The sequence below is a fragment of the Megasphaera hutchinsoni genome (assembly GCF_001553405.1).
Classification (GTDB): domain Bacteria; phylum Bacillota; class Negativicutes; order Veillonellales; family Megasphaeraceae; genus Megasphaera; species Megasphaera hutchinsoni.
The window spans coordinates 44,411-60,485 of record NZ_KQ960929.1; the positions used below are offsets into that span (position 1 = coordinate 44,411).

Genomic DNA, 16,075 nt, shown 5'->3' on the forward strand with positions numbered 1-16,075 from the left:
ACAGTGAAGAACTAGTAGGATGAAACATAAATAGGTGGGTCTAGACAATGGAGAAGAATATTAGTAAAAAAGTAATGATTTTTGCGGTGTTGCTAGGTTTATTGTGCAGTCTTATCCTGTGTGTACAGCGGTATCATATCGAGGAACGCAGTAAAACAATTGAACAAGCATTAGATTATGATGCGGTCGTGCGTATGGCACGTAGTGATGGATATGATAATGAAACTATGTTCAAGATGGTGCGGGAAGCTGGTATTACGAGTTTTACCATGTATGATACAACGTTGAATAAACTGGCTCAACGTGGTGATATTTCGATAATAACTAACCTCATGGCCCGGTTATATTATCCACAACTCCATATTCAAGATTATTCGTATGATTATTATGTAATTGGTAAGCCAAAAGCAGAAAAAGATCTTTATTTTGACGAAGTAGTATCTGATTTGGGTATACGACTACATCCGAGAAACGTGGCCAATTTAAGTAATGGTGAATATCGTATTGCGGGTATTCGTGGCATTATGCCTGAAATTGGTGAGGTCAATTTGGGGATTTTAAGTGCCGATGTGAACTACGTGGCAGCTCATGGATTTTTTGCGGTATTACGGCCAACTAATTATGGCGAACCTACATCCGCGGAGGTACAACACTTCTTTGCCCGCATGGATAAGATGCAGCATGTGTCTGGTATGATGTTTGTAGGCAAGGATGTGTTAGGTTATCATCATGACGTAAATAAAATGAGACCTTTATTAGCGTATACGGCACAACAAATGAAACAACGTACGTGCCCTTTTTATATGATTGAAGCGACGGGACAATTACAATACGATCCACAAGCTGGTATGTATGAATTAGCTGCCTTATTAGATCATAGAACGGTACGTGCCTATGCTATGTCGAAAGAAGAACTGGAAAAAATTGCACCTGGTGAAGCTACTATGCGTTATTACATTAGTGACTTAGAACGAAATGTGCGGTTTAATTTATATCCCTTATATAAAAAGCCCTTGCAAGGACAGAATCTCACAGAAACGAATTTGTCTTATATAAGCAATGTATCAAAAAAATTACAACAACGGGGGTATCACTTAGGTCGGGCATCGGTTATGCCTGCGTATTATCCAACGCGATTATTATTGGCAATTGCCGCATTGGGGGCATGCAGTGGATTTTTATGGCTGCTGAATCTATTATTGCCATTGAGCGAACGGGTAAATCGTCGTTTATTACCGTTGGCGGCCGCAATTGGCGTGGCAGGAAGTTTGGCTGTTCATGGTGCATGGTTTTTACAATTGCTTGCCTTGGTTTGTGCCGTTTCTGCTCCTGTTATTGCGATATTATTAGTGGTAAAACAGTTAAAACAATACAGTTGTCAGGAAGTACATACATATAAAAAAATTATTTGTATTGGAATTATTTCTTTGACGGTGGCAGTTTTATTTTCCTTAGTAGGTGGAATTTATATTGCTGGTATGTTAGGTAATATTCGTTTCTTTATGGAATTTGATTTTTATCGTGGTGTAAAAGTAACTTTTATATTGCCATTATTACTGGTTATGTGGGGATATTTACGGGTATTTCCTTTGCATGGATATCGGTTATCGACATGGCAAGAAACGAAAAAATTATGCCAATATGTATTAAATGTACCTATTCGTATGCAAACGTTAGGTATTATTGGCGTACTTGTTATTGGTGCATATATTTTCTTAGGACGCAGCGGGCATACGGCAGGTGTGCCTGTTCCTGGATTTGAAGTAGCCATGCGAAGATTTTTGGAAAGCGTCATGTATGCACGACCACGAGAAAAAGAATTCCTTATTGGCTATCCAGCATTTTTCCTTATGGTAACTGCTATATATCGGCAATGGCCATCGTTATTTCAATTCTTTATGGTAGTTGGTGCAACTATCGGCTTAGGATCCATGGTAGAAACGTTTGCTCATATACGCACGCCCTTTTTAATGTCTCTCTTGCGAGGTGTTGACGGCTGGTTTGTGGGTGTTTTTATAGGTGTAGCAGTAGTAATTGTGCTTGCCTTGCTACATCAGGGAAAAATATGGATAGGAAAGCGGGTGGATGATGGGACATAATATTGTTATTTCTGGATACTATGGGTTTGCTAATGCTGGTGATGAAGCAATGTTGACGGCGATTATTGAATCGTTGCGACAATTAGAAGGAGATATGCATATTACCGTCCTTACAGGAAATCCAGAGAGAACTACAAAGCAACATGATGTACGAGCAATAGGACGTACGCAATTTTGGAAAATTTTTCAAGCGTTACGACAAAGTGATTTGCTTCTTAGCGGTGGAGGTAGTCTATTACAAGACGTAACCAGTGCACGTAGTATATATTATTATCTGGGTATTATACTCTTTGCACGACTGCTAAGAAAGCCGGTTGTCCTGTATGCACAAGGAATTGGCCCAGTGCGGCGACGAATGGCTAGATACGTTATGCGGTTTGTTTTGCGACAGGTGGCAGCTATTGGCGTACGCGATAGGCAATCGAAGGTGGATTTATTACAGATGGGCGTGGATAAGCCACCCATTCATGTGACGGCTGATGCGGTTTTATCTATTTCGCCAGGGAACACTTCTTTTGGTGAAAGTGTACTTCAAGCAGCTGGCTGTATCAGCGGAAAACGACGAGTTGGTATTGCCTTACGAGAGTGGAAAGAAGTTGAGGTATATAAAAAAGAAATAGCGAAAGCCGCGGATAGGTTACAACGTGAAGAGGGGGTAGAAATTATTTTTATTCCCATGCAATATCCTACGGACGTACCTATTGCCTATGATATTGTAAAAGAGATGCAAACGGAAGCTTATGTTTTAGACGCTTCGTATGCAACAGAAGAATTTATTTCACTGATGGCATGTATGGATGTCGTTATTGCTAATCGGCTACACGCTTTGATTTTTGCCACATTAATGAAAATACCGGTGGTAGCTATTTCTTATGACCCTAAAATAGACGGTTTTATACATTCGATTGGTGAGACCGTTTGTGGTACGGTAGAAGATGTATCGCACCAGGTAATCATCACACAGGTTCAGCAGCGTCTACAACAAAAGATGCTGTTGCCGCATGTGGAAAAACAGGTGGTTCATCTTCGGCGACAGTCTTTTCGCAATCTATATTTAGTGGCTTACGTGTTATGGGGTAAGGGAAGATTACGTACACCGTGGCAGCAGATAAAACGATTTTTGTAGTATAATAAAGAGAGGTATATATGATTGATTTTAAAGATGTATCAAAAATATATGATAATGGATCGGTTGCACTAAGTCATGTGTCGTTACATATTGGCAAAGGCGAGTTTGTGTTTGTCGTAGGCGCTAGTGGTGCAGGAAAATCAACGTTGATTAAATTATTGTCGCATGAGGAAATCCCAACTCAAGGTAGTGTATCTGTCGATGGTATCGAGGTGCAGAAGTTGCATAAAAAGAAGGTACCTTATTTACGTCGGAAAATGGGGATTGTCTTCCAAGATTTCCGATTATTGCCCAATAAGACTGTCGAAGAAAATGTAGCATTCGCAATGGAAGTAATTGGTGCTTCGCGGCGTACTATTAAAGAACGGGTACGGACGGTCCTTGATTTAGTCGGTTTGCTTGGCAAGGCAGATGTATTGCCCCAAAATTTAAGTGGTGGGGAACAACAACGAGTGGCTATTGCTCGGGCTATTGTTAATAGACCGTTGCTATTGATTGCGGATGAACCGACAGGAAATCTTGATCCGGATACCTCAAAAGATATCATGGATATTTTTAAACGAATTAATCATATGGGTACAACTGTATTGATGGTTACACATGATCAACAAATGGTTGATCTATTAAATAAACGTGTAGTAGAAATTGTCGATGGCAATGTTATTCGCGATGAATTACGAGGGGGATATAGTAATGAAGATTAGATATTTTATGTCTGAGGCAATCACCTCTTTTTATCGAAATAGTTTTATGTCGATTGCATCTATTATTACAGTGGCCTTATCCTTTTTTATTTTGGGATTATTTGTGATCTTAGTGAGCAATTTAGATAATTTTGCTGGACATTTAGAAAATCAAGTGCAAATTAGCGTTTATCTTAAGGAAGGGTTGACAACGGAGCAAGTTATGGGCGTAGGTAAGCGATTAAAATCATTACCGGATATTCGTGAATTGAAATTTACGAATAAAGATCAAGCTATGGTTGAGCTAAAAGAACGAATGAAGGATCAACCGGGGATTTTAGAAGCACTTGAAGGTAAGAATCCATTGCCAACATCTTATGAAATTACGTTTACTAATGCTGAAGCCGTGAAAAAAACAGCCGCTTTGGTGGCGACCTATCCTGAAGTAGAAAGTTCGCATTATGGTCAAGATGTTATTGAACAATTGTTGAATATTACCAAAGTGATCCGATGGGGTGGAATTGCAATTATCATTATATTAACAGTAGCAACATTGTTTATTATTTCTAATACGATACGTCTGACTGTTTTTGCTCGTCGCAAAGAAATTGGTATTATGAAATATGTAGGTGCTACAAACTGGTTTATTCGTTGGCCTTTTCTATTAGAAGGCTTATTACTTGGCCTGATTGGTGGCGTGATTGCCGATGTTGCTTTATTTCAATTTTATCGATTTGTGACGTCTGAAATTCAGCGTTCTTTAGCCTTTTTGCCTTTGGTTAGCATGAATCCATTCATGTATTATATTGGGGGCGGATTGTTGGTTCTTAGTATGCTTATTGGTGCTATTGGTAGTACTATTTCGTTGAAACGATATATGAAGGTGTAAGGTATGAGTAAAGGGAATGCACAGAAAAAATACATAGTTATAGCTGTTGTGCTAGCGTTGTTAAGTCCTTCCTTGCATTCGTTTGCCATAGATGAAGATCTGCATCAAAAAATGTCTTCCGTAAAGCAACAAATGCAAATTCAGGCACAAAAGAGTCAACAAGCACAAAAGGTGATTGGCAATGTATTTGAAAAAATAAAAACAATACAAGATCAATTGGCAGCAGCTGAAAATGATGAAAAAAATATTACGGCGAAGTTGGCTGTGACAGAACAAAAAATTAGTGTATTACAGACTCAATTAATACAGGAGCAAGGTAAATTAGATGTTCGGCAAGTGGTCTTTCAGCGACGGATTCGTCAAATTTACATGCATGGCCAGTTGAATTATCTTGATGTAGTATTAGGGGCAAAAGATTTTAATGATTTTGCCAATCGCGTTGAGTTATTACGGCGGATTATTAGTGCAGACATGGAGTTGATTTCATCTATTCGGACACAGCGAGATGCGATACAGCAAATGAAAGCACAGTTGGAAGGACAACGAACGGAAGAATTGCGGTTAAAAGCAGCGGCAGTGAAAAAAAGAGAAGAAATTAGTCAGCACAAGAAAGAGCTGCAAGCTGTTTTGTATCAGGCACAGCATGATAAAGCGGTAGCTGATAAGGCTTATCAGGAATTGGAAGCATCATCGGCACAAATTGGGGCGATGTTGCGTAAGCGTGCGGCCGATAGAGCTGCTGAAGCAGCTGTTGCTGCGGCACGTAAGCGGATGGCCGAAGAAGCCGCAAAACGAGGGGGACATGCGATCAAAAAAGGGGGAAAAAGTATTTTTGTGCCAGCGGCACCACCCATTAGTACGGGCCGCTTAGGATGGCCTGTATCTGGTCCGGTTACATCTCCGTTTGGGTATCGCGTACATCCTATTTTTGGACGAAAAATTTTCCATAGTGGTATTGATATTGGTGTAGGAACAGGGACACCTGTTCATGCCGCTGATTCAGGAGTAGTCGTTTCAGCTGGTTGGATCAGTGGGTATGGATATGCTGTTATTATCGATCATGGTGGTGGTATTTCTACGCTCTATGCTCATAATAGTTTAGTTCGTGTCCGAGTAGGACAGGCCGTAGGCAAGGGGCAAGTTATTGCGACATCTGGTGCGACCGGTAATGTTACGGGACCGCATGTGCATTTTGAAGTACGTAAGAATGGTGCACCTGTTAATCCTTTAGGTTATTTATAGTACGTATATAGGAGTGAAACAACATAAAAATATGATACGAATTATCAAACAATATCAACGACAATTAAAATTGTTTCTCGGGGGAATTTTGGTTGCTATTGTCGGTTTTGTTGGCGGTACATTAATGTTGTCTTATTGGTTATTTGGTAGTGCACCGGGGATGTTTTTGGTATATAAAACGGTTCTATTGGTACGGCAACAATTTGCTGGCAACGTTGATGGTCCCGTTGTCTTAGAGAATACGTTGCGGGGTATTGTACAATCTACGGGCGATCCTTATTCACGTTATTTTTCTGCACGCGAATTTGATGCATTTAAGAAACAATTATCTGCATCTTATGGTGGTATCGGTGTTTTGTTAGGAGAAGGGGCTAATGGGAGGGTTCAAGTTACTTACTTAGTGGATACCGTGACACCTTCGCCAGCAAAACAGGCAGGTTTGCAGCGGGGTGATGAAATAATTGCGATTAATAAACAAGCGACAACGGATTGGACCATAGAAAAAATATCTGAAGCGATACGTGGCTTGCCTGGAACTCCCGTGCGGTTAACCATATTGCGTCAAGGACAGAAAAAGGAGGTATCGCTCACGCGACAAGCTTTACAAATTAAGCAGGTGAAGGGAACGCTTATTGCGGGCTCTAATGTTGGGTATATTCGAATATTTGCTTTTGGGGAAGATTCGGGAAAAGAGTTTACGCAAGTCTATCGAACATTGCGTAAGCAAGGCATGAAAATGTTAATTTTAGATTTACGGAATAATCCAGGAGGGTTAATTCAAGAGGCTGTAGCTGTTTCTTCTAATTTCGTGCCGAAAAATAGTACGATTTTATCCTTTTCGTTAGCGAACGGTAAAGAACAAACTTTTCGGGCTGCCGGAACGAAAGATCTTATTCCTATGGCCGTATTAATGAATAAATCTTCTGCTAGTGCCTCTGAGATTGTTGCTGGTGATATTCAAGATTTACATTTAGGTAAAGTGGTTGGAACACCTTCTTTTGGTAAGGGTTCTGTTCAAACGGTGTATCCCTTAGCAGATAAAGGGGTAATTAAATTAACGATTGCTCGGTATAAAACGAATAAAGGTCGAGAAATTCATTTACAAGGTATTACGCCTGATGTGGTAGTACAGGAAGATCCTTTATGGCGACAGGATTTACCACTTCAAGCTGCGTATCGGTTGCTTTCAGGAAAAGCCCAAAAAGCGGTGTTACCCGATGCTTACACTATTCCCGTAGAAGAATAGAAATAATACTTTACAGGTCTGCTATTTTGCTTTACAATAAAAAATAATTATATAGTAGGACAGATAGACAGGAGACATAGTATATGGATGCTGTGTCTTTTTTCTATGTAGATACGTTTATATTTTGCATAAGAGGTGTTATATGTTTATAGATAAAGCTAGAATTTTTGTTCAATCGGGTAAAGGCGGAGATGGCATGAGTAGTTTTCGTCATGAGAAGTTTGTACCCAAGGGAGGTCCTAATGGCGGCGATGGTGGTCAAGGGGGCGATGTGATACTTGTTGCTGATAGAAATATAAATACGTTGTTAGATTTTCGGTATCGACGTTTATTTAAAGCGAAACCGGGTGGGCGTGGATTGTCCAGCAATAAATACGGACGAGATGCTATGCCACTTATCATTCCCGTACCAGTCGGAACGATTGTAAAGGAAGAAAGTAATGGCGATTTGCTAGCTGATTTGCGTGTTGATGGGCAACGTGTCGTAGTTGCTAAAGGCGGTCGCGGCGGTCGGGGAAATTGGCATTTTCGTACGAGTGCAAACCGGACGCCAACGTTTGCTGAAAAAGGTGAACCGGGTGAAGAATTATGGTTACAAATGGAATTAAAATTACTTGCCGATGTAGGGTTGCTAGGTTATCCTAGTGTGGGAAAATCAAGCATTTTATGTAAGGTTTCAGCGGCACAGCCTGAAGTTGCAGCATATCATTTTACGACATTACATCCTATTTTAGGGGTAGTTGATTTAAACGATCACCGGACCTTAGTAATGGCGGATATTCCGGGATTAATTGAAGGTGCTAGTGAAGGCGTTGGTTTGGGACATACTTTTTTACGTCATATTGAACGTACAAAAATCTTATTACACGTGCTAGATGTATCGGGCATGGAAGGTCGGGACCCGATTGAAGATTATGAAAAAATAAACGAAGAATTGGTAAAATATAGTGAAAAATTAGCACATAAAAAACAGATTATTGTGGCAAATAAAGTAGATCTATTAGGGGACAATCGAGAAGCATTGACACGGTTAGAAGCCTACATGGGAGAAAGGGGAAATGAAGTATATCCTATTTGTGCGGTTACGGGTGAAGGCTTAGATGTGTTGCTCGAACGCGTATGGACAGAAGTAGAAGCTTATCAGGCAGAAGCAGAAGAGAAAGAGGAAGAAGTCATATATAGAGCAAAGGATACGAAAGATTTTGTTATCACCCGTGCTAGTGATGGTGCTTTTGTTATTACGGGATCTCGTATTGAAAATCTCGTAGCGATGACGAATTTTGATGATGACCAGTCGGTACGGCGGTTTCAGCGTATTTGGCGCTATATGGAACTTGATAAATTATTACAAGAAAAAGGTATTTGCGATGGGAATACTGTTAGAATTTATGAAATGGAATTTGAATATCACGCATAAGGAGATGATTGGGTGAAGGGGAAAATAAAACAGAAATTAAAAGCATTGGGAGTACAGCTGTCGGCAGTTGTCCAAATTGGTAAAGAAGGCATGAGTGATACCTTGATTGATAGTACGCGGGAGGCCTTACAAGCAAGGGAATTGATTAAAGTGCATGTATTGCCTAATGCAGTATTAGATACAAAAGAAACGATAGAAGCCTTAGCGGATATGTTAGGGGCGGAAGTGATTCAAGTAATTGGTCGTTATGGTATTTTATTTAAAAAGAAAAAGGAAAAATCTCATTTTGAAGATATCCTATAATAAGGTCGTGATAGTATGTCAGAACAACGACAAGCTTTAGTAGCTAAAAAGCGAATTGTCGTCAAAGTTGGTTCTAGCACTTTAACATATGCTACGGGAAAATTGAATTATCATCGTATTGATAGATTGGCACGAGATATAGCTAATTTATCCAATCAAGGTAAGGAAATGATTTTAGTTTCTTCTGGAGCCGTAAGTGCGGGTATGGGACCGTTAGGACTAACTCATAAACCTCAGTCTATTCGTGAAAAACAGGCGGTAGCAGCCGTAGGGCAGGGGGTTTTAATGCATACATATGAAAAAATATTCCGTGAATATGGACAAACGGTGGGGCAAGTTTTATTAACACGCATGGATGCCCATGATCGGAGTAAGTTTATTAATTCTCGGAATACGTTGCTGACCATGCTAGATATGGGAATTATTCCGATTATCAATGAAAATGATGTTGTTGCTATTGATGAATTTAAAATTGGTGATAATGATTCTTTATCGGCTATGGTAAGTACTATTATTGATGCGGATTTATTGATTTTACTTTCTGACGTGGATGGTTTATACACCAAAAATCCGCAAGAACATGATGATGCAAGGCTTATATCGGTGGTGGAAACGATTGATCGGCATTGCTATGATATAGCGGGTGGAGCTGGTACGGCACGAGGTACGGGCGGCATGTTTACTAAAATTCAAGCGGCGGCTCTGGTTACAGCGGCTCATATTGATATGGTTATTGCTTCAGGAAGCGAAGAGGATGTATTGCGACGTATTTGTGTTGGCGAGGAAGTGGGAACATGGTTTCCCGGAAAAGAAACGTCGCTGCATACCAAAAAAAGATGGCTCTTATCATCAGGCAAATCGCGGGGAACAATTATCGTTGATGAAGGCTGTAAAAATGCTATTATTCAGCATGGATCAAGTTTGTTAGCGGTGGGAATTATGGAAGTAAAAGGTACCTTTGAAGCAGGTGATATTGTATCTATTATGTATGATGGACTGGTTATTGCGAAGGGGATTGTTCATTATAATGCCAGTGATATACAAGCGATTAAAGGGTATAAGAGTGAAGATATATCTCATATATTAGGGCATGAAGGTGTTTATGAAGAAGTAGTACATAGAGATAATTTAGTGATTATGCAATAAGATGGAGGAAGTATATGTCATCAGAAGTAGTTATCAAAGCAAAAGAGGCACGTATAGCGGCACGGAAATTAGCGAACGTTTCTACGGATGTTAAGAATAAGGCCTTAGAAACGATTGCTCACGCATTAGAAGTATCGTATGAACGGATTTTAGTAGAAAATAAGAAAGATATTGATAGGGCTCGTCAACGTGGCATGAGCCCAGCAATGATTGATCGGTTAACACTTACGAAAGAACGGGTGTTGAGTATGGCCGAAGGGGTACGTCAAGTTGCGTCCTTAGAAGATCCGGTTGGTCATATTCTTTCGGAACAACGGCGTCCCAATGGGTTGTTGATTAGAAAAATTACCGTACCGTTGGGGGTTATTGCTATTATTTTTGAATCACGCCCTAATGTTACGGTAGATGCGGCTGTTCTTTGTTTAAAATCTGGAAATGCTTGTGTATTACGTGGTGGAAGCGAGGCTATTCATTCTAATGTCGTGTTAGTACAGGTTATTCAAGAGGCATTACAAAAGGCGGGGTTACCTACGGCGGCGGTAGAATTAATTGAAAATACAGATAGGGCGTTAGTAAAAGAATTGTTGACATTGCGTCCTTATATTGATTTAGCTATTCCACGCGGTGGTGCTGGTTTAATTCAAATGGTTGTGAATACAGCAACGGTTCCTTGTATTGAAACAGGGAGTGGCGTATGCCATGTGTATGTAGATAAATATGCCGATTTGGATATGGCTGTAAATATTGTCGAAAATGCTAAGGTTTCACGTCCTTCTACATGTAATGCAATGGAAACATTGTTGGTACATGAAGCTGTATTAGTACCTTTTTTAGAAAAATTAAAGCCACGGATGGTACAACAGCAAGTGGAATTACGAGGAGATGCACAAATACAGGCATTGGGAATTGAAAAGGCGGCAACAGAAGAAGATTGGCAAACAGAATATAATGCGTTAATTTTATCTATTAAGGCGGTGCCATCTTTAGAAGCGGCTTTAGCACATATCCGTCAATATAGTACACATCATTCGGAAGCAATTGTTACGGAAGATAAGGAACGTGCAGCTATGTTTTTAGCAGATGTTGATTCAGCGGCCGTATATGTCAATGCGTCTACTCGTTTTACCGATGGATTTGAATTTGGTTTTGGTGCAGAAATTGGTATTAGCACGCAGAAATTGCATGTGCGTGGTCCTATGGGATTAACCGCTCTTGTGTCTTATAAATATCAAATTCAAGGACAAGGACAAATTCGGTAATGAGACGATGGGTAAAAGGTTATTATCGTACGCTACGGCAGTACATGATGGCACCAAAGACTCAGTATGAGTGGAAATATTATGGCCTATTATTCATATTATATATAGTGACCATGTGTATCTGTTGGGGAGGCATTTATTGGTATTATGAATAAGGTAAAAATAGGGATTATGGGAGGGTCCTTTAATCCAATCCATATGGGGCATTTAATGATCGCTGAAGAAGCAAGACAGGCGTTGGGGTTAGAGAAAATTTATTTTGTTCCTTCTTATCAGACACCCCAAAAGGAAGTGCAGGGAGCAACGCCTTTACAACGTCTTGAAATGACGCAATTAGCAACTGCCGATAATCCTTATTTTAAGGTCAGCGATTGGGAAATACAGCAAGCTAGTATTTCATATACGATTAATACGATTACGCATTTTGCTACACACTGGGGAAAAGGGGTAACAATTTATTTTATTTCTGGTACGGATACGATTCATGATTTGATTTATTGGAAAGAACCAGAAGCGATATTAGATGCGTGTTATGTGGTAGGTGCCGTACGACCAGATGGCACAGAAAACATAGATCAGGCCGTAGCCTATTTTGGAACACGTAGTAAAAAAATCATTAAACTTCCTGTACCTGCTATGGAGATATCGTCAACGGATATACGTAATAGGCTTTCCGAGGGAAAATCAGTTCGCTATTTTTTACCAACGGTTGTACAAGAGTATATAGAAGTAAATGGGGTATATAAATGGAGAGGATAATGCAAAAAGAACAAATTTTACACTACGTAAAGACGCACTTGACGACAGCACGTTATCAGCATGTGGTTGGTGTTGCCGCGGCGGCAAAGCAATTAGCTATACAGTATGGTGGAGATCCGGAACAAGCGGAAATTGCAGGCCTGTTGCATGATGTGGCAAAACAGCTTCCTTTAGAGCAAATGCAATCCTTGGCACAACGATCCTTTGGCGACACGTTAGATACAGAAATTATGGTTAATGGCAATTTGTTGCATGGTTATGCGGCGGTTACTATGGCACGAGAGCTATTTGGTGTAACCGACGCTACATTGTTAGCATCCTTGGCACACCATACAACGGGAGCTCCCGTGATGAATACGCTTGAAAAAATTGTATTTTTGGCAGATTATATTGAAGTACATAGAACCTTTCCAGGTGTAGAAACATTACGAGCCTTAGCTAAACAAGATTTAGACAGGGCGGTATTGGCTGGTTATGATTCAACGTTATGTCATTTATTGGAAGAAAAGCAACCTATTTATGTGGGGACCATTGTCAATCGTAATGCTTTATTGGCTATGATTATGAAGAATAAAGAAGGAAAAGGATATGAAACGAGATAGAAAAAAAAGACGTCGTTCTGTTCATCCACGAGTTATTGGCCAGCGGCGACGTTTATGGAAAAGAATAGCTCTAGGAGTGGTTATCTTGCTGGTAATCTTAGGGATAATTATCATTCGTTTGGGGGCGTCATTTTCAGCCTTTTCTACGAATGAACGAGGGGCTAACAGTACGAAAGCATTTTCTCAAATCAGTCCAGATGTGCCACTTTATGTATTGATTGTAGGGGTAGATAAAGAACAACCGAAACAAACGAATTTTATCGCAGTCGCTGCGGTGAATGAAGAAAAACAACAACTCGATTTTATTATGCTTCCTGATAATACGAAAGTAGAAAGTAGACAAGAAAAAAAGAGTGAATATTTACGTGATATATATCCACAGGGAGGGATATCTTTATTAAAAGCAGTCGTTGAGGATATTTTTCATATTCCGGTTCCGTTTTATGCGATTTGTACGCCCGATGCCTTTTTCAAGCTTATGGATATGAATGGGGGCTTACGGATGTACGTAGAACGAGGCATGTATCATGGTGACCGTAAGGGAAAAACAGAATTTAATATTTATCAAGGGTATCAAAGGCTTAATGGTGAAAATGCCCTTGGCTATGTGCGATATATTAATGATGAGGGTGAATTGGCAAGAACATTGCGGCAAGAACGGTTCGTAAAGCAGTTATATCATAATCGTCAACAGCATTGGGGAATTACGAATATGGTATTTATGTATCGTTTTTGGCATTATGTGCAATCAAATATTAAAACGAAAGATATCGCTCATCTTGCTTATAGTTTTGCCGATATGCCCGTAAATAAAATAAATTTTTACATTTTACCGGGCGAAATGGGAAATGCTTTGGACGCATCGAATCGATCATATTGGGTGTTTGATCCAGTGGAAGTACAAAAATTAATAGGAACAACGAATCATGCGATTGCTCCAGCCTCAGCAAGTGATAAGAAAACAGAGCAGAAAAATGATCCGTCTAGTGAAACGAAAAAAAATTGATGTATTATATCTTAAAGGAGAAGAATATGCCGATTATAAAGAAAGAAACTAATGATAAGGTAGAACTTACTAGTTATGAATTAGCTGCTCAAGCGGCAGTTGATAAAAAAGCGTGGGACGTGACGATATTAAATATGGAAGGTACGTCTTTATTAGCTGATTATTTTGTTTTATGTACCGTACGAAATGAGCGGATGGCACGTAGTGTAGCTGATGAAATTGAAGAACGATTAAAAACACAAGGCTATACCATTGCCCATACGGAAGGTTACCGGCAGGGTGATTGGATTTTATTAGATGCGGGAGAAGTAATTATTCATATTTTTGTGGAAGCACAACGAACGTATTATGATTTAGAATCGCTTTGGAGTGACGCACAACGGATTTCGTTTGAGGGTGAATAAGATGGCAGCAATATGGCAAGAAAATAGTTTGGCAACATTAAAAGTCTTACGTGAAAGCGATGTAGGCGTGTTTTTAGATGGCGGTACAGGTAATACAAACGATGATATTTTACTTCACAAAAATCAACAAACTCGGCCTTTAGCAGTAGGTGATATGATCGATGTTTTTTTGTATCATGATCCGTTAGGCAGATTGACGGCGAGTATGCATCTACCTAAAATCAAGGTTGGGCAGATTGGATATGCACCAGTCATTAATACGACCCGTTTTGGTGCTTTTGTAGAAGTCGGAACGGAACGGGGAATTTTTATGCCTTTTGCCGAAATGAAAGGGCGCCCGAAAGAAGGCGAGTATATTTGGGTCAAATTATATGAAGATAAATCAGGTAGATTAGCTGTTTCGATGGAAGTCGAAGATGAGATGCGCAGAGCTTCTAAACCGGCAACAGAAGCGGTTATTGGCAATTGGGTAGAAGGCGCTGTATATAATATGACCGATCAAGGTGCATATATCATGACGCGTGAAAGATGGATTGCGTTCTTACATCGTAGTGAATTTTCGGGGCCTATTTTGATTGGGCAATTAATTAAAGGGCGGATTACGTACCTGCGAGAAGATGGTCGAATTAATATATCGTTGCGGTATGTTAAAGAAAAAGCGTTAACTGGTGATAGTGAAACGATTTTGCAGTTTTTGCAACGGCGTAATGGTAAAATGCCATATGGCGATAAAACGGCACCGCCAGTCATTAAGGCTAAATTCGGCTTGAGTAAAGCGGCTTTTAAACGTGCGTTGGGGCATCTTATGAAAGAAGGTAAAATCAGACAAGAAGAAGGCTGGACCTATTTAGTAGAAGAAAATGGTTAGGCTGTTTTTGCCTGAAGAAAAAGGGAAAAGCACGTGACGCCTTTCTAATAAATAAAAAAAGAAAGCACTTTGTGCATTGCACATAGTGCTTTCTTTTTTTATTTATTGTTTATAAGAACTTGCCTTTATAAAGACCAAGGTGTGCCAGTAATACGTTCATACGCTTCTTTATATTTAGCTATCGTTTTATCAATAATTTCTTGTGGTAATAGATAATCATTATGGGGATTCGCTTTTAGCCAATCTCGCACAAATTGTTTATCGTAAGACGGTTGTGATTTTCCCGGTGCATAGCCATCGCAAGGCCAGAAACGAGAACTGTCGGGTGTCAACATTTCATCGCCTAAAATGATATTTTCCTGCTCATCTAAGCCGAATTCAAATTTTGTATCGGCGATAATAATACCCTTTGATAACGCATAGGCTGCACATTTTTTGTATAAGGCTAACGAATAATCGCGGATTTTTTCGGCATATAACTGCCCTTTACCAGGAAAGGTTTTTTCTAATATAGCCGCACCTTTTTCTATGGATACATTTTCATCGTGTTCACCTAATTCGGCTTTGGTACTAGGTGTAAAAATAGGTTCAGATAACTGTTGTGATTCTTGTAATCCCGCAGGTAAAGAAATACCACAAATAGTTTGATCTTTTTGATAGCTTTCCCAGCCACTACCCGTAATGTAACCACGAACGATACATTCCATTGGAATCATCGTTAACTTACGGCACTTCATACTATTTCCACGAAACATATCTTGTTGGAAAAATTCTGGCATATCCTTAGGATCGATACTTAACATATGGTTTGGAATAATATCCTTTGTGAAATCGAACCAAAATTTTGACATCTGTGTTAAGATAGCACCCTTTTCGGCGATCTTATTTTTTAGAATATGATCGAATGCAGAAATTCTATCTGTGGCGACCATGATAATAGTATCGTCTACATCATATACTTCTCGAACTTTTCCTGACTTAAATGGTTTGTACTTTTGCATGCCTATTGCCTCCATTATATTG

Annotated in this window: 16 protein-coding genes; 15 read left to right on the top strand and 1 reads right to left on the bottom strand. The window is 39.7% G+C overall.

Annotation, left to right across the window (positions count from 1 at the left end; translation table 11 throughout):
- The first annotated feature begins 47 nt into the window (after positions 1 to 47).
- From HMPREF3182_RS01585 to HMPREF3182_RS01655, 15 genes are all read left to right on the top strand, one after another.
- Positions 48 to 2,099 carry a DUF5693 family protein gene (locus HMPREF3182_RS01585; protein WP_062485143.1) on the top strand — a complete coding sequence of 684 codons (2,052 nt, stop codon included), beginning with the start codon at positions 48 to 50 and terminating at the stop codon, positions 2,097 to 2,099.
- The gene (gene csaB / locus HMPREF3182_RS01590) at positions 2,086 to 3,225 is read left to right on the top strand and encodes a polysaccharide pyruvyl transferase CsaB (protein WP_235808622.1); all 1,140 of its coding nucleotides are present in this window, start codon (positions 2,086 to 2,088) and stop codon (positions 3,223 to 3,225) included. The genes HMPREF3182_RS01585 and csaB overlap by 14 nt, the downstream gene beginning before the upstream one ends.
- Before the next feature lie 20 nt (positions 3,226 to 3,245).
- Positions 3,246 to 3,932 (top strand): cell division ATP-binding protein FtsE, encoded by a 687-nt coding sequence (ftsE, locus tag HMPREF3182_RS01595; RefSeq protein ID WP_007392598.1) that lies wholly within the window; start codon positions 3,246 to 3,248, stop codon positions 3,930 to 3,932.
- Positions 3,922 to 4,800, top strand: a complete 879-nt coding sequence (gene ftsX, locus HMPREF3182_RS01600; RefSeq protein ID WP_062485145.1) for a permease-like cell division protein FtsX — start codon at positions 3,922 to 3,924, stop codon at positions 4,798 to 4,800. Before ftsE ends, ftsX begins: the two co-directional genes overlap by 11 nt.
- Positions 4,801 to 4,803: 3 nt before the next feature.
- The gene (locus HMPREF3182_RS01605) at positions 4,804 to 6,042 is read left to right on the top strand and encodes a murein hydrolase activator EnvC family protein (protein WP_062485147.1); all 1,239 of its coding nucleotides are present in this window, start codon (positions 4,804 to 4,806) and stop codon (positions 6,040 to 6,042) included.
- Positions 6,043 to 6,055: 13 nt separating this feature from the next.
- Positions 6,056 to 7,288, top strand: a complete 1,233-nt coding sequence (locus HMPREF3182_RS01610) for a S41 family peptidase (protein ID WP_007392609.1) — start codon at positions 6,056 to 6,058, stop codon at positions 7,286 to 7,288.
- Positions 7,289 to 7,430: 142 nt separating this feature from the next.
- Positions 7,431 to 8,705: a GTPase ObgE gene (gene obgE / locus HMPREF3182_RS01615; protein WP_007392603.1), complete on the top strand. Its 1,275-nt coding sequence runs from the start codon at positions 7,431 to 7,433 to the stop codon at positions 8,703 to 8,705.
- A gap of 12 nt (positions 8,706 to 8,717) precedes the next feature.
- Positions 8,718 to 9,008: a YhbY family RNA-binding protein gene (locus HMPREF3182_RS01620; protein ID WP_007392610.1), complete on the top strand. Its 291-nt coding sequence runs from the start codon at positions 8,718 to 8,720 to the stop codon at positions 9,006 to 9,008.
- Between the two features lie 15 nt (positions 9,009 to 9,023).
- Positions 9,024 to 10,154: a glutamate 5-kinase gene (gene proB / locus HMPREF3182_RS01625; protein WP_007392589.1), complete on the top strand. Its 1,131-nt coding sequence runs from the start codon at positions 9,024 to 9,026 to the stop codon at positions 10,152 to 10,154.
- 14 nt (positions 10,155 to 10,168) lie between these two features.
- The gene (locus tag HMPREF3182_RS01630; protein ID WP_062485149.1) at positions 10,169 to 11,413 is read left to right on the top strand and encodes a glutamate-5-semialdehyde dehydrogenase; all 1,245 of its coding nucleotides are present in this window, start codon (positions 10,169 to 10,171) and stop codon (positions 11,411 to 11,413) included.
- 147 nt (positions 11,414 to 11,560) lie between these two features.
- Positions 11,561 to 12,172, top strand: coding sequence for a nicotinate-nucleotide adenylyltransferase (gene nadD / locus HMPREF3182_RS01635; protein ID WP_062485151.1), 612 nt, complete (start codon positions 11,561 to 11,563; stop codon positions 12,170 to 12,172).
- On the top strand, positions 12,160 to 12,774 hold the full coding sequence (yqeK, locus tag HMPREF3182_RS01640; RefSeq protein ID WP_062485153.1) for a bis(5'-nucleosyl)-tetraphosphatase (symmetrical) YqeK: 615 nt from the start codon (positions 12,160 to 12,162) through the stop codon (positions 12,772 to 12,774). Before nadD ends, yqeK begins: the two co-directional genes overlap by 13 nt.
- Positions 12,761 to 13,780 carry an LCP family protein gene (locus HMPREF3182_RS01645; RefSeq protein ID WP_062485155.1) on the top strand — a complete coding sequence of 340 codons (1,020 nt, stop codon included), beginning with the start codon at positions 12,761 to 12,763 and terminating at the stop codon, positions 13,778 to 13,780. Before yqeK ends, HMPREF3182_RS01645 begins: the two co-directional genes overlap by 14 nt.
- Before the next feature lie 26 nt (positions 13,781 to 13,806).
- The gene (rsfS, locus tag HMPREF3182_RS01650; RefSeq protein ID WP_062485157.1) at positions 13,807 to 14,184 is read left to right on the top strand and encodes a ribosome silencing factor; all 378 of its coding nucleotides are present in this window, start codon (positions 13,807 to 13,809) and stop codon (positions 14,182 to 14,184) included.
- A gap of 1 nt (position 14,185) precedes the next feature.
- Entirely contained in the window at positions 14,186 to 15,052 is an 867-nt protein-coding gene (locus HMPREF3182_RS01655; protein WP_062485159.1) for a CvfB family protein, read from the top strand.
- 125 nt (positions 15,053 to 15,177) lie between these two features.
- Here HMPREF3182_RS01655 and HMPREF3182_RS01660 read toward each other — a convergent pair whose 3' ends face one another.
- On the bottom strand, positions 15,178 to 16,053 hold the full coding sequence (locus HMPREF3182_RS01660) for a phosphoribosylaminoimidazolesuccinocarboxamide synthase (RefSeq protein ID WP_062485161.1): 876 nt from the start codon (positions 16,051 to 16,053) through the stop codon (positions 15,178 to 15,180).
- Between the last annotated feature and the right edge of the window lie 22 nt (positions 16,054 to 16,075).